A 21571-nucleotide genomic window follows, 5' to 3' on the forward strand; every position below is an offset into this window, starting at 1 on the left:
GGAGAGTGGAGAATTGAAAGTTGAAAATTGAAAATTGAAAATTCGGTCAGTGGTGTTGGTGCCAAGACCTGCTTCTGTAGATTGTTGAACAGGGCAGATGGAATCCGCCCCTACCGTTTTCAACTTTCAACTTTCAATTTTCAACTTCCTATACAACTCTCTCTCCTCTATCTCCACCATGTCTCCGGGTTGTAGCCCATCAATTGTTATGCGTTCCATGCTGAACCTTATTAATCGCAAAGTGGGAAAGCCAACTGCCGCTGTCATTTTTCTAACTTGTCTGTTCTTTCCTTCGGTAAGTGTTAACCCGATCCATGAAGTAGGAATATTTTTTCTGAACCTTATAGGCGGGTTACGAGGCGGTACCGATTGGTCCACATCAATCCTTTTTGCCTTCGCTGGTTTTGTGTGGTGAGGCTTACCATCTACTGTGATCGTTACACCCTTGTTCAAAGCAGAAATTGCTTCATTGGTAATGTCGCCATCAACCTGCACCCAATAAGTTCGTTCATGTGCGAAGGCCGGATTCAGTAAACGATGATTAAGTTTTTTATCATTGGTGAGCAGCAATAAACCTTCGCTGTCATAATCGAGCCTGCCAACAGGATAAACATCGGAAGGCACATCAAAGAAGTCCTTCAAGGTTTTCTTGTCACCCTCTTTGCTGAACTGACAAAGCACTTCATATGGTTTATAAATGATAAAGTAGTGATGCATGTACAAATAAAAAGTCCCACATTTTGTGTGGGACTTTTATATATGAATGGGTTAGTAAGTAATGGGAAAATAAATTCCCTACACAATATTAAAAATAATTTTTGCGAACTAGAAAATTTTTGACATAAATTTTATTCACATTTTTTTTGACCCTGTGGATAAGGCCGCCTGTTTGTGACAGTAAAAACGATCTCTTATAATTGCTTTAAAATGTTTTTCATACTTTCTCTTTTTGTCGTCGCATTTCTATCATCCTCTGAAACTATTTGTACCAAAGCGTTTCAGCGCTTCGTGTTTTAAAACTAAATGCTTTTTTATAAAACACAACATCATCATTGCTGTTTGAGGAAGGAGAAAAACAGCCTCAAATAAATCGTTTGTTAACGATTCAGAGCCGCAAAAAATTTTTTGGGTAGCGGGTCGTCCAAACACCGTTTTTGTCTCTTGAAATCATTTTTCGCCATTTTGAACACAGCTATAACTTTGCAAAAAATCAAAACATGCAATTTCCTTCTCCTGTTTCTATTCAATGGATAGCAGATCTTATAAAAGCAGAACTTATAGGCAATGCAAACGGACAAGCCACGGGAATAAACGAGATACATAAAGTAGAACCAGGCGACCTGGTGTTTGTTGATCATCCTAAATACTATGATAAGTGCATTCAGTCGGCGGCATCGTTTATCATCATCAATACAAAGAATGTAATGGTGCCCGAAGGCAAAGCTTTACTGGTTGTTGAAAATCCTTTTGAAGCATACTCCGCCATTGTAAAACATTTCCGTCCGTTTGAGCCGGCTACGAAAATGATCAGCGACTCTGCGGTGATCGATCCGAGCACAGTGGTTTATCCGAATGTGTTTGTGGGACATCATGTTACCATCGGCAAGAACTGTGTCATTCATTCCGGTGCACAAATACTCGATCATTGTGTGATCGGTGATAACGTGATCATACAATCAGGGACTGTGATCGGTTCGGATGCATTTTACTATAACACAAAAAAAGACAGGGAGGTTTGGTACAAAAGAATGATCAGTTGTGGCAGAGTGGTGATTGAAGATAATGTAGAGATAGGCGCTAACTGCACTATCGATAGAGGTGTTAGTCACGATACGGTGATTGGTAAAGGAACAAAAATGGACAACCTCATACATATTGGTCACGATACGGTGGTTGGTAAAAACTGTTTGTTTGCAGCACAGGTTGGTATTGCCGGTGCAACAACCATTGAAGACGGCGTAATACTTTGGGGCCAGGTGGGTGTAAGTAAAACATTGACCATTGGTAAAAACGCGGTAGTGTATGCACAAAGTGGAGTGCCGTCATCACTGGAAGGTGGTAAGACGTATTTTGGTTCACCTGTAGATGAAGCTTCAACAAAGATCAAAGAGATAGTTTGGGTAAAACGAATTCCCGAACTATGGGCAAAGGTGATGGGGAAATAGCAATTTGAAAATTTGAAGATTTGGGAATTTGAAAATGAATGGAAGGAAAGATGTAAGAAATAGTTTAAGATGTTGAGCTCTCCGAAGCTTTTAGCTTCGGAGGATTATTCTATCGCCTCCGGCGATGAAATGTTGCGCAACAGCATAGAGCTCCGAAGCTAAAATCTTCTGAAAGCATTATAACTCAAAACTTCTCCCATGATAGAAGTAATCAAAGGCGATATAACCAAAGTGCATGCAGATGCGATTGTAAACGCAGCTAACTCTTCTCTTTTAGGAGGTGGCGGTGTGGATGGAGCCATTCATCGCGCGGGCGGGCCTGCTATTTTAGAAGACTGCAGGAAAATACGGGCAAGGCAAGGTGAATGCAAAACAGGCGATGCTGTGATAACGACAGCGGGAAATTTACCGGCAAAATTTGTTATTCATACTGTTGGTCCCGTTTGGAACGGTGGTAGCAAAAACGAAGCTGAGAAGCTGGCCAATTGCTATAAACATTCTTTGGAGCTGGCTGTTGAAAACAATTGCGACACTGTAGCTTTTCCAAATATCAGCACTGGTATTTATGGTTATCCAAAAGATCAGGCGGCGGAGATCGCTGTTAGAACGGTTACTGAATTTTTGCAAACACACAAGAAGCCAACTAAAGTAACTTTCGTTTGCTTTGATGAAGACAGTTATTCAATTATTAAGTCTCTGGTTCACCACTAAGGCACTAAGAACACTAAGCTGCACTAAGAAACCATTTAACCGCAAAGGGCTCAAAGTTCTACGCAAAGGAAACGAAGGCAGATTAAAATCTTCGTTTCCTTTGCGCCCTACAAATTTTCGTTTAGTTAGAGAGCTCCTTCTCTGCGCCCTCTGCGGTTTAAAATTTACTTAGTGAAACTAAGTGCCCTAAGTGCCTTAGTGGTAAATCTTGAAAACAACACCATGAACAAAATATTAGCCATTACGGGAAGTTTGCGTACTACATCTTCCAACACAACCATCTTAAAATATTTGCAGAAGATAGCGCCATCAGATGTAGCGTTTGAAATCTACGATGAACTCGGGGCGCTGCCTCACTTTAATCCCGACATCGACAACGAAAAATCTCCTGAAGTAGTCACCAGGTTCAGAGCAAAACTTAAAGAGGCAAATGGCGTAATCATTTGCACACCAGAATATGCATTCGGTGTGCCGGGTGTTTTAAAGAATGGTTTGGATTGGATCGTTTCCTCAGGTGAGTTTACAGATAAGCCTACTGCAACCATAAGTGCTTCGCCGCTTGCAACAGGAGGCGATAAAGCACATGCCTCATTGCTGGTGACAATAAAAGTGATGGGAGCGAAAGTGGTAGAGAATGGTTCTGTTACCGTGCCGATCGTTTTGAAAAAATTTGATGCGGCAGGAAATATGATCGACGAGAAGACTGCGAAAGAATTTGAAGTGCTGATGAATAGTTTGATCAGTGCGTTTTGAAGAAGTTGAGAGTTGAGAGTGGAGAATTGAGAGTTAAGGCTTCCCAAATTATTTAAACAAAATGGCACATAAAAAACTCTCAACTCTCAATTCTCAACTCTCCACTTTCTACTCCTCTGGAGCATAATCATACGGCAGCAGCTCCGCCAGTTTCTCCCAACTCCAGTAGCCGTTGTTGGTTACATCATTCTGGTCATAGAAATATCCGTTTGACATAATATTGAAGCCTTCGTTAATTTCAATCACCGTAAGCTGCGCACGCAGTTGCGGAGGCAATTTGTAAAACTCGATGTATGCCTTCTCCGGCATTTCATTGTGATATTTTATTCTCAATCTTCCGTCGTAATTAATGGCCACTTCATTGCTGTCGATACCGTAAAGAGACGAATCGTAAGGATTGGAAATTGTTTCAACCGCGAAAGGACTAAGACTTGTTACTTTCTCTATTTCAAATCCTTCTTTTTCCAGGTTGCGGTTGTACCATGCACGCATAAAATGCATACGCGAGCCATTGTATGCTTTCAGGCGGTTTGCCTTCCACACTTTTTGTTCCTCTGGCGTTCCCTCCAATGGTTCAAAGAACGGAAAGCCTGTGTAGGTGCAGGTTTTGTTGCTGTATTCATAGGTTAATGAATCCAGTTTGTAGTGAATTTTGTAACCAAGTGCTTTGTTTACGATCACAAGGTCTTCGCGTTCGGTTACCTTTAAGCGGTTCTTCTTTTTGCTGAAAAAGAATTTCAGTGCCTGTGGATTTTCTATCTGGCATTTGCTTGCATCTTCAGTGCTGCCAATAAAGTTTGCATTAAAAAAGCTTCCATATTTCTCCAGGCCATCAGCCAGTTCAGAGCTGCTGGTAAAAACCACATCTTCGAGTTGCTTGCCTTTTGGTTGAAGCGTTACACTCAGTGGATTTGCTGCGTTGTTATTATTTACCTGCGTTTGAAAAGTTTCATAACCTGTAAAAGTTACAATGAGATCATAACCACCTTTGGGAAGTTTCAACTGGAAATTACCATCGTTGTCGGTAATAGTGCCAAGAGTAGTATTTTGACAAAAAACGGAAGCTTTCGCCAATGGCGCTCCGGTTGTATCTGTAACACGCCCTTTTACGTAAAAATCACTTTGCGCAAAGGCAAATTGTACAAAAAAAATCGTCAGTACGGAAAGCAATAATCTTTGCATATGCATATTGGAGATTTTGTTTAAAAACGAATTCCTAAGAATTTCATTGTATGGAATAGATGAATGAAAATGGTGCCAAATATTTAGCTTCCGGTAACTTAAAACTCATAACTCTGTACTCACAACTTACTTGCCCGCTTGCTCAAGATATTTTGCGCAGCTTTTTTTAACGGTTTCTTCTATTGTTGCAAACTGGAAACCAGGCAGCGCTTTGAGGATCTTGCTATTGTCGAAGTAAGTTTTGGACTGCGCGATCTTTGCTGTTTCCCTGGTGAGCAATGGTTTTTTTTGACTGAAAATGGATTTTACAGCTTCTATTCGCCATGCAATTTGCCCCATAAATCGTGTTGCTAATCTTGAAGGTTTTTTCTTTTGAAATCCTTCTGCAATAAGATCAAACAGTTTTTTGAAGCTATAATTTTCACTGCTGATGATAAACCGCTGTCCGGAAATATTACTTTGCATTAGCTGCAACACGGCCCTTGCAACATCCTCCACATCTACAAAGCCATTTATACCCTCGGTATAGTAAGGAAACTCGTTGTATACATTTTTAAAAATCGCATTGCTGGAATTGTTCCAGTCGCCGACGCCTAATATGGTGCTTGGATTAAGTATCACGCCATTTAAACCCTCCGCAATGGCGCGCCATACTTCCATTTCGCCTTTGTACTTACTAATGGCATAATGCGTGTTCGAAGAAGAGTCTTTCCATTCTTTTTCTTCGGTCACCTGCTCGCCATTTTTTGTTCTGCCGAGTGCCGCAATGGAACTGATATGTACAAGGCGGCCGATGTTATTTTCAAGCGCAACATTTACCACATTGGCAGTACCGTCAACATTTGTTTGGTAAAGCGCTGCTCTTTCGTTTTTGTCAAACGAAACCATGGCGGCTGAGTGAATAATAGTATCCACGCCGTTCATTGCTCTGTCAAGTTCAATCACGTCCAGGATATCCGCTTCGACCCACTCAACCTTATCTGCAACGTGTGATGGTAAATAGAAAGGAATTTTTGAAGAAGCACGTTTAATGGCCCTTACAGGGTAGCCATTTTCAACCAGATGTTTTATAATATAGGCTCCGAGAAACCCGGTGCCTCCTGTTACAAGAACCATTTTTTGTTGAGTGCTTTTAAAAAATAAGGTCAAATGTAGGAATTTAAAGCGGAACGCTAAGCGCTAAACGCCTAACGCCGTGTCTGGCACCCTGCGTTAAGCGTTTGGCATTATGCATTATTCGTAAAGTACTGGGCTAAAGTTATGGGCATTGTATTACTTCTGGAGATACGAAAAGAAACTGCTGGTTGTATTCACCCGTTTGTGCTTTATATCTCTCTCTTAAATTCAAAGAATATTTCTTTAACCTTTTAGTACCATAGCTATTATGTCAAACCAAACTACCCGACCCAAGCCAGGGGCATTATATGTATTAGGCATCCTTTGTTTTATTCCAGTACTTGGTTTTATTGCCGGCGTTGTTTTTCTCACCATTGGTATTATTTACTACAAAGACAAGTGGTTCTCATTAATGGGTGTCTTTGGCATTGTTTGGACGATTGCCTGTTACGCAACACTGTTCTACGTTGGTTTCCATTCTTCAGTTGGGAGACAAGGTTTTGCGGATCTATCGCAGTCAAACCTTAATAGCCTCGTAGGTGAAATTGAATTCTATAAAGTGCAACACGGCCATTATCCCGATAAGCTAGAGGAGCTGAAAGCCAACAATAAGTTCATATTTATTAATGATCCAACTCAAAGCACTTTTCTTAGTAAGACAACCTCGCTCTATAACTACGAAAATAAAGGTGACAAATACATCTTATTTTCTTCTGGAGTAGACAATATTCCTCACACCAAAGACGATCTTTTTCCAAAGATAACGATCACAGATAGCAGTAAAATAGGGTTGATAAAACCATAACGCACGGCGCCTAACGCTTAACGCAAGGTGTTACACACGGCGTTAGGCGTTAAGCATTATGCGTTATCCTTTCAAAGCGTTCACCACAAAAGTTGACTTGTACAACACATTCTGCATATCCGAAGCTGACTGCGGCATGTACAGCGCCATTTCGCAAGTATTCAAAAGACTTTCCAATTCTGTTCTCACTGTAAGGCTCACATTGTTTTCCTGCAGCAATTGTAATGCAGTTCTTTTATCCATCTTGCTTGGTGGCAACCCGGTTTTTTTGCTTACCGCTTCCCAAAGTGTGTTTTGTATAGAGGAGAAGAATTGACGGCTGTTATTATCGCTTAAAGCTTTCCTGGATGTTTCCAGCGGATCAGCTTCGAACATGGACGGTTCAACAACTGGCTCTTTCGGTTTCTCCGGAACTATTACAACAGGTTTTTGCGGTGCGGGTTTTTCTGTTTCTTTTTTTGCAACAACAGCAGGCGCTTTTTTTCTTCTAAAGAACAACAACAGCAACAGAATTACTGCAATGCCTCCTGCAATCCAATACCACCATGCAGCCAGGCCCGTATTGGTGCTTAATGGTTGTATGGTCGCTTTTGCCTTGTCGCTTTTCTTGCGCTTATGCAAGGCTTTTAAAACATGGATCGATAGTGGTTGTGAATTGAGCGTTTTGTAAGTATTTGCTGCAGGATCAAAATAACTGAATGTGATCGGCGCAATAGTGAAGTTGCCCGTATCCGAAGGCACAAACAAAAAGTCAAATTGCTTGCTGCCTGCAATGGGCGCTACCGATTTATCAACGTCTTCTTTTACCGAGGCATCAAATGCTTCAAAGCCTTGCGGAAAGCTAACGGAAGGCGCGTTGACAAGCGGCATGTTTCCCGCACCGCCGATGGTTACGCTTAAAGTAGCATCATCTTCGGCATGAACCTCCTGCGTAGAGAGTTTGGCGTCCAGGGTAAAATTTCCAACAGCGCCCTTGAATGAAGCAGGTTTGGCATCAGGCAAAGGTTTTACGGTAATGGTGACAGGTTTGCTGGCAAGTGTAACATTGTGTTCTTCCCATGTTTGGTTGCCAAAACCATCCATCATTTGCTGTATGGGATCGCGGGATTGTTTTGCAGATGCCGTTGTTCTTAAAAAACGAACTTTATTATCCAGCTCAACGGGATCAAGCGTGAAACTGCCGGCTTGTAAAGGATACAACTGTACTTTGCGGATAAGATGCACAGTGAAAGGCTTACCGTCAATATTTTCCACAGAAGGCGACGCAGTCTGCATATCCACCATGTCATATACGCTGAATCCATCAAGAGATGGCCTTTTAGTAACTCTTGATTCAGATTTTAATCTTGAGCATAATTTATAGGTTGCAACGATCGGTTCGCCTACAAAACAGTTTGTCTTGTTCACTTGCAAAACCACCAGCAAATTTTTCTTCACCTTTTCATTATAATCTTCTTTGGCACCCAATATCACATCTTCATCGGGGAAGTCCTGCATGTCCATTGGCGGGAAACCCATATTCATAGAAGGCATAGAAGGCTGCTGAGTATTCTTGCTCATTCTGTTTCCAACAATAACGTTCACAGTGTTTGTCTGCATCGTTTTATTGTTGATCCTTGCGCTTGCAGCGGGTATTACAAACTTTCCCGGGCCTTTTGGTTGCACAAGAAATGACAATGTGAAGGAAGATGTGGTTGTGCCATTTACAACGCTGGTTTCGCTCGATTGGTTAGGGCCGCTTATTACTGCAAAATCCCTGAATTCAGGAAGCTGTACATCATTGATGGAGCCTGCATTTTCGATGACATAATCGATCTGCAGGGTTTCATTTTTTGCGATGTTATTATCGCTTACACGGCAATAGAATTTCCCTTGTGCTACAACATTTGCACAAGTAAACATCATTGCAAGTGACAATAAAAACCATTTGCTGCCGGTGATTCGGTGAAAAGTCGTCTTCATTTTAGCTAAGCCTTCTTGAAAATGAAAATTAATATAAATGTGTCACATGGTGACTGGTGAAACGTGAAAGGATCGTTTAAGTTCTGAGGTTTGTCCCGATTAGTAAATTCATGCATTGCGATCCAATGTCGTTTAGTTAAGATATTACAAGCTTTGTTAAGTTAATGTCTTACGGACAAGATGCACTTGTTGTTATATTCTCTATTAATATTAAATGCCCTACGGGCAATAGAACCTTCCCGTAGGGAAAAGATATCAATAGAAATCAAGATAATCATCCACTTTTGCCCGTAGGGCATTAATGCGGAGGACTTTTCCTTAACTAAACGACATTGGAATTGAGACCTCTCATTGACGATTGACGTTTTACGTCGCACTACAGATCGCCCAGTTGAGGCCTCAGGATAATATCTTCCACTACTGCCGTAGGTGAAAGCTGCGATGCCGCAAATATCATGTTGGCTATATCCTCAGACTCCATGATGCGTTTAGGATCTACACCGCTACCGCTCCAGGAATCGGTGTATGCTGCCCCGGGCATTACGGCTGTTACTTTTATGTTATGCGGCTTCATTTCTTCGCGTAGATTTTTTGAGAAACCCAGCATGGCAAATTTGCTGATGCTGTAAGCACCTCCATTTGCATATGCCTGCAAGGAAGCGATGGAGCACATGTTGAAAATATGACCACTTTTCCTCGCCATCATAGCAGGCAAAAGTTTTCTTGTGAGATTGTAAGCACCCAGTAAATTCACAGACAACATTTCTTCGAGAACACCTTCGGGTTCATTGTGTACGCTACCGGGAATAAAATACCCCGCATTGTTGATCAGTACGTCCACGTCTATTTTTTGTGCCGCGATCCAATCAGCAAATTCACGCACACTTTCTTTATCGCTGATATCGCAGGGCATTGCTTTTATGGTAACGTCTGAAAATTCTGTCACCAGCTCCTCTAGCGTTTTGTAGAGTTGCGCGGCGCTACGTGAGCAGATATAAACATTATGTCCATTGGAAGCAAATTTCCTTGCCAGCGATTTTCCAAAACCCTTGGATGCGCCTGTGATAATGATGTTCATTTAGTTAAGGTATCTTTGTGCTGCAATTTAAGGAGTAAGAGCGAGAGAGAAGGCACACGGATGACACGGATTAGACGGATTTACACGGATTTTTTCTGATAAACAGAAACGCTTTCATACGACAATCAGTACTCCTACACGGAAAACTTATTAATTTTTAATTATTAATTATTAATTGGCATTAAGGCAAGTTAATAATAATTGAACCCAACAATGAACTACAAGCATCTCTTCTTCGACCTCGATCATACACTATGGGACTTTGAAACCAATGCGAAAAATACCATGCAGCATTTGTATGGACATTTTTCACTGAAAGATATTGGCATTAATGATTTTGATGAGTTTTACAAACAATACAGCATCCACAACCAAAGATTGTGGCAGCGTTATCATAAAGGATTTATTAAATCTGATGAGTTGCGCTGGAAAAGGGTTTGGCACACATTGCTCGATTTTAAGATAGGCGATGAAAAGCTGGCGAAAGAAATGAGCGCTCATTTTCTCGATTTGCTGCCCAACAGAACGGCACTTTTCCCTTATGCTGTAGAAATTTTAAACTATCTGAAAGCTAAAGGCTACCGCTTGCATCTTATTACCAATGGTTTTGAAACGGTACAGCATAGCAAACTGAAATATTCGGGCCTGACTGATTTTTTTGAAAACGTCATTACTTCCGAAGGTAGCAACAGCATAAAGCCCAATAAGGAGATTTTTGAATATGCGCTAAAGAAAGCCGGTGCCACCGCCGAAGAAAGCCTCATGATCGGCGACAACCTTGAAGCCGATATCCAGGGCGCCATGAATGCCGGCATCGACCAGGTTTTTGTAAATCATATCAATGAAGAGACTGAACTGAAGCCGACATATACGATTTATAAGTTGCAGGAGCTGGAAGATATTTTGTAATAATTGAATAACTGAATCACTGAATAACTGAATGTCTGCGCTTTGTTTTGCGCGACAATTACCAACCACTCAGTTATTCAGTTATTCAGTTATTCAGTTATTCAATCTATTGGTCCTTAGCTTCTTAACTAATCCTTTCCCCATTTTAATTTTTTAATTTTTCCTTTTGTAACTTGCGGCCATGCATGATTATTTAAGCGGATTGAATGAGAGACAGCGTGAGGCTGTACTGCATTGCAATGGACCTATAATGATAGTGGCTGGTGCCGGAAGCGGAAAGACAAAAGTTCTTACTACTCGTATCGCTCACCTGATGGCGCACCACAAAGTTGACAGTTTCAATATCCTTGCCCTTACGTTTACCAACAAGGCGGCGAAAGAAATGAAGGAAAGGGTGGAGAAAATTTTGCACAACACAGAGGCTCGCAATTTATATATCGGAACCTTCCACAGTGTGTTTGCCAGGGTGCTTCGTGCCGAGGCGCATCACCTCGGTTATCCAAATAGTTTTACCATTTATGATACAGATGACGCAAAAGGCGTTATCAAAACGGTAGTAAATGAGCTGAACCTTGATGACAAGGTCTACAAACCAAATGTTGTTTACAACCGCATTTCCTCCGCAAAGAACGCATTGGTTGGCCCAGAAGAATATGCGAGGGATTATGGCATTCAACAGGAAGATTTAAGGGCGAACCGTCCGGCGATGGGGCAGATATATGATGCCTATGCCAAACGCTGCTTTAAAAATGGCGCAATGGATTTTGATGATCTGTTGCTGAACATGTACAAACTGCTGAAAAATTATCCTGAGGCGTTGAGCAAATACCAGCGCAAGTTCAAATACATTTTGATCGATGAGTACCAGGATACCAACCCTGCACAGTATGAAATTATCAAACTGCTCGGAGCTATGCACGAAAACATTTGCGTAGTGGGTGATGATGCGCAAAGTATCTATAGTTTCCGCGGAGCAACAATCGAAAACATTCTCCAGTTCCAAAAAGATTATGATGATGTGAAAGTGGTGAAGCTGGAGCAGAACTACAGAAGCTCTCAGAACATTATCCATGTAGCCAACGAGGTTATTAAAAATAACAAGGGACAAATTCCTAAGAACCTTTGGACGGACAATGCCGAAGGTGAAAAGATCAAACTCGTGCGCACTGCGAGCGATAACGACGAAGGAAAATTTGTAGCTGATACTATTAAGGAATTAAAACTTCGCAATCACATCAGCAATAAAGACGTGGCCATTCTTTACCGCACCAATGCGCAGAGCCGTGCATTTGAGGAAAGCTTGAGAAGACTTGCGATTCCTTATATCATTTACGGAGGCCTTAGCTTCTACCAACGCAAGGAGGTAAAAGACATGGTGGCTTATCTGCGTGTGATAGCAAACCCGAAGGACGAAGAAGCGCTGAAACGCATCATCAACTATCCGGTTCGCGGCATTGGAAAAACGACTATTGACAAAGCTGTAATTTTCGCGAATACCCACAACATCAGCATGTGGGAAGTGCTCGTAAATGCACAACAATTCGGTTTCAAATCAGGAACACTTGAAGCAATCGATCAGTTTGTGACTATGATCAAAATGTTCCAGACTGAATTGCCGAAGCGCAATGCATATGAAATTGCTTTTGCCGTAGGTAAAAGCACCAATCTTGTAAAAGAACTTTTCAATGATAAGAGTACAGAAGGTGTTGCGAGATATGAGAACGTGCAGGAGTTGCTGAACAGTATCAAGGAATTTACCGAAACGCCAATGAACGAAGAAGATGGTGAGGTGGGTGATAAAGGACTAGGGACATATTTGCAACAGATCACTCTATTGACAGATGCTGACAACAAAGACCCAGACGCAGATGTTGTAAAACTGATGACGATACACGCAGCAAAAGGTCTGGAGTTCCCAGTGGTATTTGCAGCAGGATTAGAGGAAACGCTTTTTCCAAGTGCCATGAGCATCAACACAAGAGAAGAGCTGGAAGAAGAACGCCGCTTGTTTTATGTGGTGATCACGAGGGCCAAGCAAAAATTATATATTACTCATGCCAACAGCCGTTATCGCTTTGGCAGCCTGATACAAAATGAACCGAGCCGCTTTATAGAAGAAATTCCGAATGAATTTTTGGACAGAACTTCTGCCGGTGGTGGCCCACGCAATCAAACAGGTAGCTGGGGTGGTGGTTCTGCATTTGACAGGATGCGCGGAGGTTATGGAAACAGTGCCCAGGAAGCAGAAAAACAATATGGCGCACCGCCAGCAAAGAAAGCAGCAACGCCTTCTTACATTGCACCAAAGCCCGCTGCTAAAACTGTGGAGCATGTGCCAACAAAAGATTTTGTTCCAAGCGATACCACGAACTTGCAGGCAGGACAAAAAGTGGAGCACCAAAAATTTGGCTTTGGAGTAGTGGATAAAATGGAGGGCAGCGCACACAACCCGATCGCTACTGTAAAGTTTGAACTGAACGGAGAGAAGAAGATTATGTTGAACTATGCTAAGCTGAGGATTGTTGAGTAATTTGAGAGAGAGAATTTGAAAATTTGAAGATTTGAGAATTTGAAAATGGGTTGACCATTCACCATACAACAACTAAAACAAACCGCTATGGCGCAACTACCAAAATTTATGATCGCTGATGATCCGGTAACAGATCCGGATAATGAATACATCATTCATACGCACCAGCCGCGCTTTGTGGCTAAACGCGTGGAAGATGAAGATGGCGAAAATGCACATATTGACATCGTGGAAGAGATTGATGATGTAGATGCATTTTTCAAAAACGATCCAGCAAAAAAAGAAGAACTCCTCGAAGAGCTGGAAACCTGGTATTATGATTATATGGACTGGCTGGAATCCGATGAAGATGAGTAGGGAGTTGCCACTGAGGCACCGAGGACACAGATAAACACAAGGCCAGGTTTTTAAAGCACAGAGTTAAGAGAGTTTTTTACACAGAAGAAAGGAGATTTGTAATGCACTGCTCCTTTCTTCTGTGAACCCGTTACGCTCGCCCGAGTCTCAAGGCCGTTTATTTCCACATGCTGCACAAAAGCTCGCCTTGTCAGTTCGATATGGCTTACCACATTTTTCACATGGTGGACCATATAGCGCAATTCTATGGTGCAAAATAGCATTCGGGTGCTTTGCTTCCCAGCCCGTTGCCTTGTTGTAAAAATCCAAAACAGCTTTGAAACGGGTTTGAAAATCTGGATAAGTGTCTTTATCTCTTATGCCATCAGCATATAATTTAAGAGCATTTTTGTACTCCTCTTCATTCATCATGGGCACTTCCATTTTACATCTCCAGCACCATAACATTTTCATAGTCGTATTTTCTATTTTAAGCGGTGGAAAATTAAAGAGCAAAGCCCCTTAGTGAAACTTAGTGCCCTCAGTGTCTTAGTGGTAAAGAAATTGTTTGTACCTATAGCCCGTCCGAATGACATACTGAGACTAGTTCGCCAGCGCTTTCTTCAACACGTCCTTTTCCACAACTCCCTGCTGTCTCCAAACTTCTTTGCCGTTTTTGTAAATAATAAATCCGGGAATTTTATCAAGGCCCATCGCTTTCATAAGAGTAGTATTTGCACCGCCATCTATTTTTACAAGTTCAAACTTTCCTTTTAATTCTTTCTGCAGATCTGCAATTACAGGCTCCATTTTTTTGCAAGGCGGACACCATTCAGCGCCGAAATCAACCAGCACGGTTTTCTTCACATTTACCTTCGCAGTGAATTCATCCGTCGTCATTTCCGGAATGTTAGAGACGCCGGCAACAGGCTTGTTAGCTTGCTTCCAGGAAATCATTCCACCATGCAATTCTTCTACATTTTTAAAACCATTTTCGCGAAGATATTTTGCAGCAGCAGCGCTTCTTCCTCCTACCTGGCAGTATATCAGCACCGGTTTATTTTTATCGAGATATTGCACACGATCCTTAAATTCTTCCTTGTTGTTCCAGTCTGCCTGCAGTGCGTTGGCAATGTGGCCATTGCTGTATTCACCGGATGTACGAACATCCAGCAGTTGTTTATCACCACCTATTTGTTGTTGAAATTCATCTGCAGAAAGTACAGTCTTTGTTTGACCATTCAGGTTGCACGAAAGAAGGAACAAGCATATTACTTGCGCGATCAGAATATTTTTCATGGTACAAATTTACGATTATGAAACCCTAATTATCTGTTAACTGATTATCGACCAGAACGCTCTTTTGTTTGGCTTTCTTTTCCTGCTTGCGAAGCGCCTTATTGCTTTTTGCACCTGTACTTGTCATTACTCCGCTGAAAGCAAGCTTGAACAGGTAATTGAAAATGAATTTGGAATTTATTCTTTCAAAGTAAATATTGCCGGTCCTGTTGTCATTCTTATTTTTAACAACCGTATTGGCTGCAAAACTTTTTAGTCTTGAAGAAAAGGAAGAATTATTCTTTTTGGTTTCATTCAGCAGTTCTATAATCAGGCTGTGATAATAGAAATCCATTTTCCCTTTACCTGAAAAATTATCACCTCTTATGGAGTACTCGAGCTTGTCCACCTCGCCTGATCGTACAACGGCAGATGCAAGCGGTACCAGCAAAGGATTCAGGTCTTTCAAATTAAAAGCGCCCATTTGTACATTGGCGATGAACGCATCGTTCCTGCTGTAAAGCGGTGCCGCGTATTGCAACGCAAGCCTGCTCTTGTTCATAAACAGTGCCGAAACGTTTACGCGGAAAGTATCATTCGGATGAGTGTCCTTCAGCCTGAATGGAAATGCAATGCCATTGACATCGTTGAAAGTTACCGTTCCTCCTTTCTTCGTTTTCTCCGACACTTCCGTGTAATCAATATTGCCTTTGCTAAATGAAATGGTGTCAATGTCAACAGACAGCCTTGAACGCTTCATTAGCGTTGCAGGCAAAGCTTTGTACAGATTGTTTGCAGGATATATTTTGTCCCTGTAAACAGAAATGTCGAAGCCATTTATCCCGAGATGATTTGCACTAAAATTTCTTCTTCCGGTTTGCAGATTAATGTAGGGCTTAGAAACTGAAATATTAGTAAACTTCCCCGTTATGTAATCCGTTTGAAATTTTACACTGTCAAGATATTCTTTCGTAGCAAGTCTTGGCGCAAAAGAAAAAGAGCCAATATTCAGTTTGTTTTCTACGCCTGAATAGTTAATGCTGTCAATAACAAAATTTGTTGTAGCCGTTGGAAATGCAATGTGTTTCACTGCCACGAATGAAGCATGATCTGGTGATATCCATTCCGCCACAGGTGGTTTTTCAGACATGGGCCATTGCAGATTATGCGCATCCATGTTTACGTTTTCAGCAACCAGGTTGTGCTTGCTGCCTTCCTGAAATTGCACGTCCGTATTGGTAATGGCAAAAGATTTTATATTCATCGCTCTCTCGCCATCGTCGCCAGTTAGCTTAAAACTTGTTCTCAGCGTTTTACCGGTAACGTTTGCCAGCGTTGTATCCTGGTGAAAACGAAATGCGTAGTCTTTACAACCGAGTCTTGCTATAATGTTTTTTTCGGTGGAATTAAAAGTTTCCAAACCTATATCAGACGACGGGGAGATAAACTCCATGTTGTTTCTCTTCACCGTAAGGTCCACGTTGATGAGCCTTGATCTTTGCAGGTTAAACAGCCATTTTCCTTTGGTAGCATTTTTTGGCGTTTTCTCTGTATTGGCAAACACAGCATACACTTTTGCGGTGTCCGCGTACAAATGATCAAGTGCAATTTGCCTGGTTGCAATGTCGAATTGCGATGGCTGAAAATACAATCGCTGGGAGTTGATCAGCAATGTGTCTCCATTTTGTATACGATGCAACGAGAAATCTTCTATGGTAGACAAGGAGCCTACAACAATTGAAATTTTGGATGTTTTTGCAGTGATGTAGTTATCCGAAAAATTTACGTCGCCAGTGTGCGCCTCCTTCAAACTAAATGTAACTGGCTCGCCGTGCGTCTTGTGTACATTTTGCAGAACTGCAGAAATGTTATTGCCCGAGATTTTTACATCACCACGTTCAAATGAAGACAAGTGAATATTGTTCAGCACAAAGTTGTCTATATCCACGTCGAGGTTTGCTCTTCTTGCCGCCGCAGGTTGATTTTGATTTCGTCCCTCATGTGTAATATCAGCGTCGTCTATTTCGACAGATTTGGCAATGAATTTATTGTCATCAAGGATTACCGCAATATCCGGATGATCGATGATGAGCGATTTGCCTTCAAAGTGCCTGTTCTCTGATCGTCGAAAATTGAAATTATTTAGGCGCAATATTTTATCCTCTTTGTATTCCATTGCAGCCGCCTGCAAGTTGTAAGAACTATTTTCAAACTGAAGATCTTTCGCCGATATATTTTGCAACGCATCCAGCAGATCCGAACTGCTTTGCAGGCGAAGCCTGTTATTTTTAAATTTGAAATACAAATGCAGGCTGTCCGCGCTAAACTTCAGCGGCTTTGCACCATAACGGACCACGGAATAGGTTCCGTTGTTAAACTCCAATTCGCGAATATCAGCGTTCAGCGTAATTCCTCTTAAAATAGCGCCCAATGATTTTGCAGATTCGCCTTCCTTTAAATCTTTCAGCTCATGTTTTATCACCGCAGATTCCAGCACAAATTTTTTCGCTTTTATTTTCTTTTCCACTAGCAGCATTCCAATATCGGCTTCATCAATGGTTAATTGAGGAAGCGCCAGCAAAGGCTTGGTAGCGGTACTGGTTGGGTAAACTAACAGGTTTTTCAAAACAATGTCACCGCCATTTTTGATGCTAAACTGGTTGAACTGCATCCGGTACTTGTTATGCGGCGAGAAAGATTCGTATTCCTTTACCGAGAACGTAAAATCCCCGAGGTTAATGGTGCCTGAATCTCCGGCGGTGATATAAATATCGTTTACCTGCAGAGTATGTTTTTCAATATCGATATTTCTTTCCTGGTGCAGGAAACGCGTAACCAGGTGCGTGTTGGCGTTTGTCATTTCCAGGTAATGCACATCTATATCGCCAAACAAATGCGATACCACATCATGCATGATATGTTTCACATCTTTTGCTTTGTTTGCCTTCGGCGAAAGATTAACAGTAAGCTGCGTACGCGGCTGGCTGATCATTACCGAGTCTACCTGCAAAATGCCTTCGTTGTACAATCTTCCGAAATTCAATTTCTTCAATCGAAGTGACGGCAAATTGATTTTGAAAGCATCAGTAGAATCAGTTTGTGCGCCTTCATACAAAATGCTGTCCATTGTAAGATTGGCCGTTGTGGTAGACAAATGCAATGCGTGAAAAGAAACTGTTTTATTGCTGTCGAGCACCACCTTTTGAGGACCGACGTCGAGTTTGATCGCATCCGTTAAAAAAACGCGATGCTTTGTCGTGGTAGTGCTATCTGTAGGGTGAAAACCTTTTGCAAAAAGATCGATGTTTTTAATGCTGTAGGTAAAATCATTCCTGGTTTCATCTTTCAGCAGAAGTGTGGCGTCTTTTATTTCGACGTTGTTGATGTTGGTTGCTTCTGCAAAACTGCTCAGGTACTTGTAAATATCACCGGCATTCTGGAAAAATCCCGTTCGCTTACTGTTTTTTTGAATGACAATGTTGAACTCCGGCTTTTGAAATGCAATGGAAGTGATGTTCAATTTTTTGCGCCAGATCAGATCGCCCAGGCTTTGCAATTGCAAAATGACCTTTGGAAACGTTACAAAGTATCGTGATTGGCCGTTGCTGGTATCCAGGGAAGTAAGTTTTCCTCTCTCCACAGTAAAAGTAAGGGTGGAATAATTGGCCCGAAGGCGCTTAAAATCAAGCTCGTAGGCACCATGGGTCTGTTCCCTTACCATTTGCTTGATCACTGAACGTATGTTAAGCTTTACATACAGTAATACGCCTGCAATTGGTAAGACGAGAGATAAAAAACCGATCAATATTGCTTTATAGCGTCTTCTCATTATCTGTCATAGCCTGGGTATGTAAAATACAACAAATAAAGTATTGTTGATCAATCAACTAGCGATTGACAAAAGTTTAACCAGATCCTTTGTTGATGCTGGATTTACTACCGATTGGTCAAACTATATGAAATAATGTTTCCGAGACATTTTTAAAGTTAATGCTATATGTAATTTAACAATAAAGGAAGAAGGGATGAATTGTTTCTACTGCCATAAAGGTTCGTTTTGCCAATTAGCTTTTAGACCTAAAGCGTTGGGATCAATATTGGGATACTTGCCAAGCAAGGTTTCAAGTTTGTCGCGAAAATCGTTACGGGGATTTATTATGTTTAACAAGTACTTCATACAACACAAATGAATGTAAAGCATATGATGTTCGTTTACGGGAGGAATATTTTTGATCCATGCGCTAGGTGGCTTGGCTAACAACTTGGGTCGCCCTGGAAGATTTTTGTTCCATAGTCGCCCGTGGTGAGCGCAAATATTTCGTATTTGAGCGATGGTTTGAAGCCAGCTTGGTAAATAGGTATGGTTTACAGTACCTAATTCAAAAGCAATTGTGTTTTTAGATCTTATACTTGGACGCAGGTTGCCGTATAGTTTTGAAAGATTGCCGAAGCTGGCGATTTCCAATGTTTTCCATGCTGGTGGCCGACGGATGTCTGAATAATATGTCGTCCTATGCTGCTTAATGAAAACCTCTTTAGAATGATTTAGCTCTTTATCAATTAGAATCAAAGTATCGGCATGTTCAACATGATTTTTGAACAACGAACCATCTTCGAACCACCACGGCGATGCCTCGTGTGAAAGGTTGTAAATTAATTTTGTACGAAATCCAATTTCAATTCTTTCTATTACATCAAAGAGTAGAAACCTTAACTGGCGGTCAAAGTCATAGATAGCGATGATATTTTCGAAAGTACTATTTGGTTTAAAAACATGCGAAACCTTATTTGATTGCATCGACCACCAGTACCCGGAAAGCCTATAGTAACTAATATTTTGCAAAGTGTGTGCAGCAGTGACCTCGTTTGTAATAATAAGCCCCCTATTTTTTAATTGTTTTATTTGTTGTGATATGTCCGTGGCTGGCTTATTGCATTTCACAGGCTAAGGATTATTAATAAAAAAACCTCCCAGATGCTCGCCATGAGGCTAACACGAGAGGTGTATTGTAAATAGGTTTATAAACGCAAAAGACTCACCCTGGGACGCTGATCTGACGGGTAGCGTGGTGAGTACTATTGGCGCAAATATAGCATAATGTTTTGACTTTAAGATAACAATGCCATAACTTTTTGTTTTTAGCATTGTATAAGTTGCAGACTAGTTTATACTAAAGCATCGGAATTAGTCGCAACCAGTAAATCAATTTGCAGCCCTTTTACAACGGCAAGATCCCCGCTACCATTGCGTTCATCAGCTTTTAACGCCGGATTGGATTTAGAAATTACCCGTTGATATACATTCTTTTTTTAAAATACCGTGCCTCCTTATCTTAGCCGTTTAAAAAACTATTTTAAACGATATGGGAAAGAAGCACATCATCCTGTTTTCTGTGGCTGCTATGAGCCTTGCTTCAGGTTGGGCACAAGATAACCTCGTAAACTCGCTGAGCGGTAATGCGAGTGCAAATGCTAAAGACAAATTTGCTTTTACAAGTGTTTACAACATCGAAAGAACTTCTGTAAAAAACCAGGGTAGCAGCGGTACCTGTTGGAGCTATTCAGGAAACTCGTTCCTTGAATCTGAAATGCTGCGCAAAGGCAAACAGCCAGTTGACATTGCGGAGATCTTCACCGCACGTTGCGTATACATCGAAAAAGCAAAACAATATGTACGCATGCACGGTTCTGTGAGCTGGGGAGATGGCGGTGAACTGCATGACGTGATCAACATGTACGCTAAATATGGAGCGGTTCCTCAATCTGTTTATACAGGATTGAATTACGGCACATCAATCAATAAATTCGGCGAAATGCAGGATGCATTGAAAGGTATGCTGGATGGCATCATCAAAAATGCAAATGGCAAACTTACTCCAAACTGGCTGACTGCGTTTACTGCTGCATTGGATGCTTACCTGGGCAAAGTTCCTGATCAGTTTCAGTACAACGGAAAAACTTATACTCCGCAAACTTTTGCTAAAGAAGTGGTTGGTTTAAATGCTGCGGACTATGTGGAGTTAACTTCTTTAAACGATCAGCCTTACTACCAAAAAGTATTTTTGCCAATTCCTGATAACTGGAGTTATGATTATGCGTACAACGTTCAAATGAACGACATGACCGCTATCATCGACAATGCTTTGAAAAACGGTTATTCAGTGGGTTGGGCAACTGACGTGAGCGAAAAATATTTCAGCTGGAAAAACGGTATCGCATACGTTCCTGAAAAAGAACTTGCTGATATGACTGAAATGGAGAAAGTAGAAATGTTCAACGGTCCAAAAACTGAAAAAACAATCACTCCGGAAATTCGCCAGGACGCATTCAACAATTACCTTACTACAGATGACCACGGCATGCAGATCGTAGGTTTGTCAGTAGATCAAAACGGTAAAGAATACTATGTGGTTAAAAACTCATGGGGCGAAACAAACGACTACAAAGGTTATTTATACGTTACCAAAAACTATGTGTTGTTTAAAACAACCGGTTTGCTGGTAAACAAAGCGGCGCTTTCCAAAGACATGGCTGCGAAAATGAAGCTCTAAGAACTTTCGCTATAAGCTAAGATGCCCTGACATTATGTTGGGGCATTTCTTTTTGTTGTTAGTTGATGGTTGTTAGTTGTTAGGAATTCCGTTCCATTGTTCACTATACTTTTTTGGCTTTCTTGCGGGCGATGAGTCGCAAAAGCCTAACAACTAACTGCTAACAACTAACAACTAAACCTGTTATCTTCACAA

General features: G+C 41.4%; 17 protein-coding genes. 8 read left to right on the forward strand and 9 right to left on the reverse strand.

The features are described 5' to 3' along the window. Positions 1-126: 126 nt before the first annotated feature. The gene (locus tag KTO63_RS04565) at positions 127-717 is read right to left on the reverse strand and encodes a pseudouridine synthase (RefSeq protein WP_217790003.1); all 591 of its coding nucleotides are present in this window, start codon (positions 715-717) and stop codon (positions 127-129) included. Between the two features lie 500 nt (positions 718-1217). On the opposite strand from KTO63_RS04565, the gene KTO63_RS04570 reads away from it, so the two are divergent. The 3 genes from KTO63_RS04570 (at position 1218) to KTO63_RS04580 (ending at position 3629) form a co-directional block, all read left to right on the forward strand. Then, positions 1218-2165: a UDP-3-O-(3-hydroxymyristoyl)glucosamine N-acyltransferase gene (locus KTO63_RS04570; RefSeq protein WP_217790005.1), complete on the forward strand. Its 948-nt coding sequence runs from the start codon at positions 1218-1220 to the stop codon at positions 2163-2165. 198 nt (positions 2166-2363) lie between these two features. After that, positions 2364-2876, forward strand: coding sequence for an O-acetyl-ADP-ribose deacetylase (locus KTO63_RS04575; RefSeq protein ID WP_217790006.1), 513 nt, complete (start codon positions 2364-2366; stop codon positions 2874-2876). 222 nt (positions 2877-3098) lie between these two features. Then, positions 3099-3629 (forward strand): NADPH-dependent FMN reductase, encoded by a 531-nt coding sequence (locus KTO63_RS04580; protein ID WP_217790007.1) that lies wholly within the window; start codon positions 3099-3101, stop codon positions 3627-3629. Between the two features lie 108 nt (positions 3630-3737). Here KTO63_RS04580 and KTO63_RS04585 read toward each other — a convergent pair whose 3' ends face one another. Both KTO63_RS04585 and KTO63_RS04590 read right to left on the reverse strand, forming a co-directional pair. After that, positions 3738-4811, reverse strand: a complete 1074-nt coding sequence (locus tag KTO63_RS04585; protein WP_217790008.1) for a carboxypeptidase-like regulatory domain-containing protein — start codon at positions 4809-4811, stop codon at positions 3738-3740. Between the two features lie 126 nt (positions 4812-4937). Further along, positions 4938-5927, reverse strand: coding sequence for an SDR family NAD(P)-dependent oxidoreductase (locus KTO63_RS04590; protein ID WP_217790009.1), 990 nt, complete (start codon positions 5925-5927; stop codon positions 4938-4940). Between the two features lie 268 nt (positions 5928-6195). Here KTO63_RS04590 and KTO63_RS04595 point away from each other — a divergent pair, with 268 nt between their 5' ends. Continuing rightward, positions 6196-6732: a hypothetical protein gene (locus KTO63_RS04595; protein WP_217790010.1), complete on the forward strand. Its 537-nt coding sequence runs from the start codon at positions 6196-6198 to the stop codon at positions 6730-6732. A gap of 63 nt (positions 6733-6795) precedes the next feature. Here the strand turns inward: KTO63_RS04595 and KTO63_RS04600 are convergent, their stop codons facing one another. Continuing rightward, positions 6796-8694, reverse strand: a complete 1899-nt coding sequence (locus KTO63_RS04600; protein WP_217790012.1) for a BatD family protein — start codon at positions 8692-8694, stop codon at positions 6796-6798. Between the two features lie 376 nt (positions 8695-9070). Beyond that, positions 9071-9772: an SDR family oxidoreductase gene (locus KTO63_RS04605; RefSeq protein ID WP_217790013.1), complete on the reverse strand. Its 702-nt coding sequence runs from the start codon at positions 9770-9772 to the stop codon at positions 9071-9073. A 213-nt stretch (positions 9773-9985) separates the two neighbouring features. On the opposite strand from KTO63_RS04605, the gene KTO63_RS04610 reads away from it, so the two are divergent. From KTO63_RS04610 to KTO63_RS04620, 3 genes are all read left to right on the forward strand, one after another. Beyond that, positions 9986-10681: a YjjG family noncanonical pyrimidine nucleotidase gene (locus KTO63_RS04610; RefSeq protein ID WP_217790015.1), complete on the forward strand. Its 696-nt coding sequence runs from the start codon at positions 9986-9988 to the stop codon at positions 10679-10681. Between the two features lie 181 nt (positions 10682-10862). Next, positions 10863-13211, forward strand: coding sequence for an ATP-dependent helicase (locus tag KTO63_RS04615; RefSeq protein WP_217790017.1), 2349 nt, complete (start codon positions 10863-10865; stop codon positions 13209-13211). A gap of 87 nt (positions 13212-13298) precedes the next feature. Continuing rightward, positions 13299-13568: a hypothetical protein gene (locus KTO63_RS04620; RefSeq protein WP_217790019.1), complete on the forward strand. Its 270-nt coding sequence runs from the start codon at positions 13299-13301 to the stop codon at positions 13566-13568. A 147-nt stretch (positions 13569-13715) separates the two neighbouring features. Here KTO63_RS04620 and KTO63_RS04625 read toward each other — a convergent pair whose 3' ends face one another. The 4 genes from KTO63_RS04625 to KTO63_RS04640 all read right to left on the reverse strand — a co-directional run bounded on the left by KTO63_RS04625 (position 13716) and on the right by KTO63_RS04640 (position 19767). Further along, positions 13716-14021 (reverse strand): hypothetical protein, encoded by a 306-nt coding sequence (locus KTO63_RS04625; RefSeq protein ID WP_217790020.1) that lies wholly within the window; start codon positions 14019-14021, stop codon positions 13716-13718. Between the two features lie 129 nt (positions 14022-14150). Beyond that, on the reverse strand, positions 14151-14846 hold the full coding sequence (locus tag KTO63_RS04630) for a thioredoxin domain-containing protein (RefSeq protein WP_217790021.1): 696 nt from the start codon (positions 14844-14846) through the stop codon (positions 14151-14153). A gap of 25 nt (positions 14847-14871) precedes the next feature. Next, positions 14872-18654 carry an AsmA family protein gene (locus tag KTO63_RS04635; RefSeq protein WP_217790022.1) on the reverse strand — a complete coding sequence of 1261 codons (3783 nt, stop codon included), beginning with the start codon at positions 18652-18654 and terminating at the stop codon, positions 14872-14874. Positions 18655-18861: 207 nt separating this feature from the next. Continuing rightward, complete coding sequence (locus KTO63_RS04640) at positions 18862-19767, reverse strand: Abi family protein (protein ID WP_217790023.1); 906 nt, start codon at positions 19765-19767, stop codon at positions 18862-18864. Positions 19768-20188: 421 nt separating this feature from the next. Between KTO63_RS04640 and KTO63_RS04645 the strand changes: the two genes are divergently transcribed. Next, positions 20189-21376, forward strand: coding sequence for a C1 family peptidase (locus tag KTO63_RS04645; protein ID WP_217790024.1), 1188 nt, complete (start codon positions 20189-20191; stop codon positions 21374-21376). The last annotated feature ends 195 nt before the right edge of the window (positions 21377-21571 follow it).

This window comes from Pinibacter aurantiacus, assembly GCF_019130065.1.
In the GTDB taxonomy this organism is placed as follows: Bacteria; Bacteroidota; Bacteroidia; order Chitinophagales; family Chitinophagaceae; genus Pinibacter; species Pinibacter aurantiacus.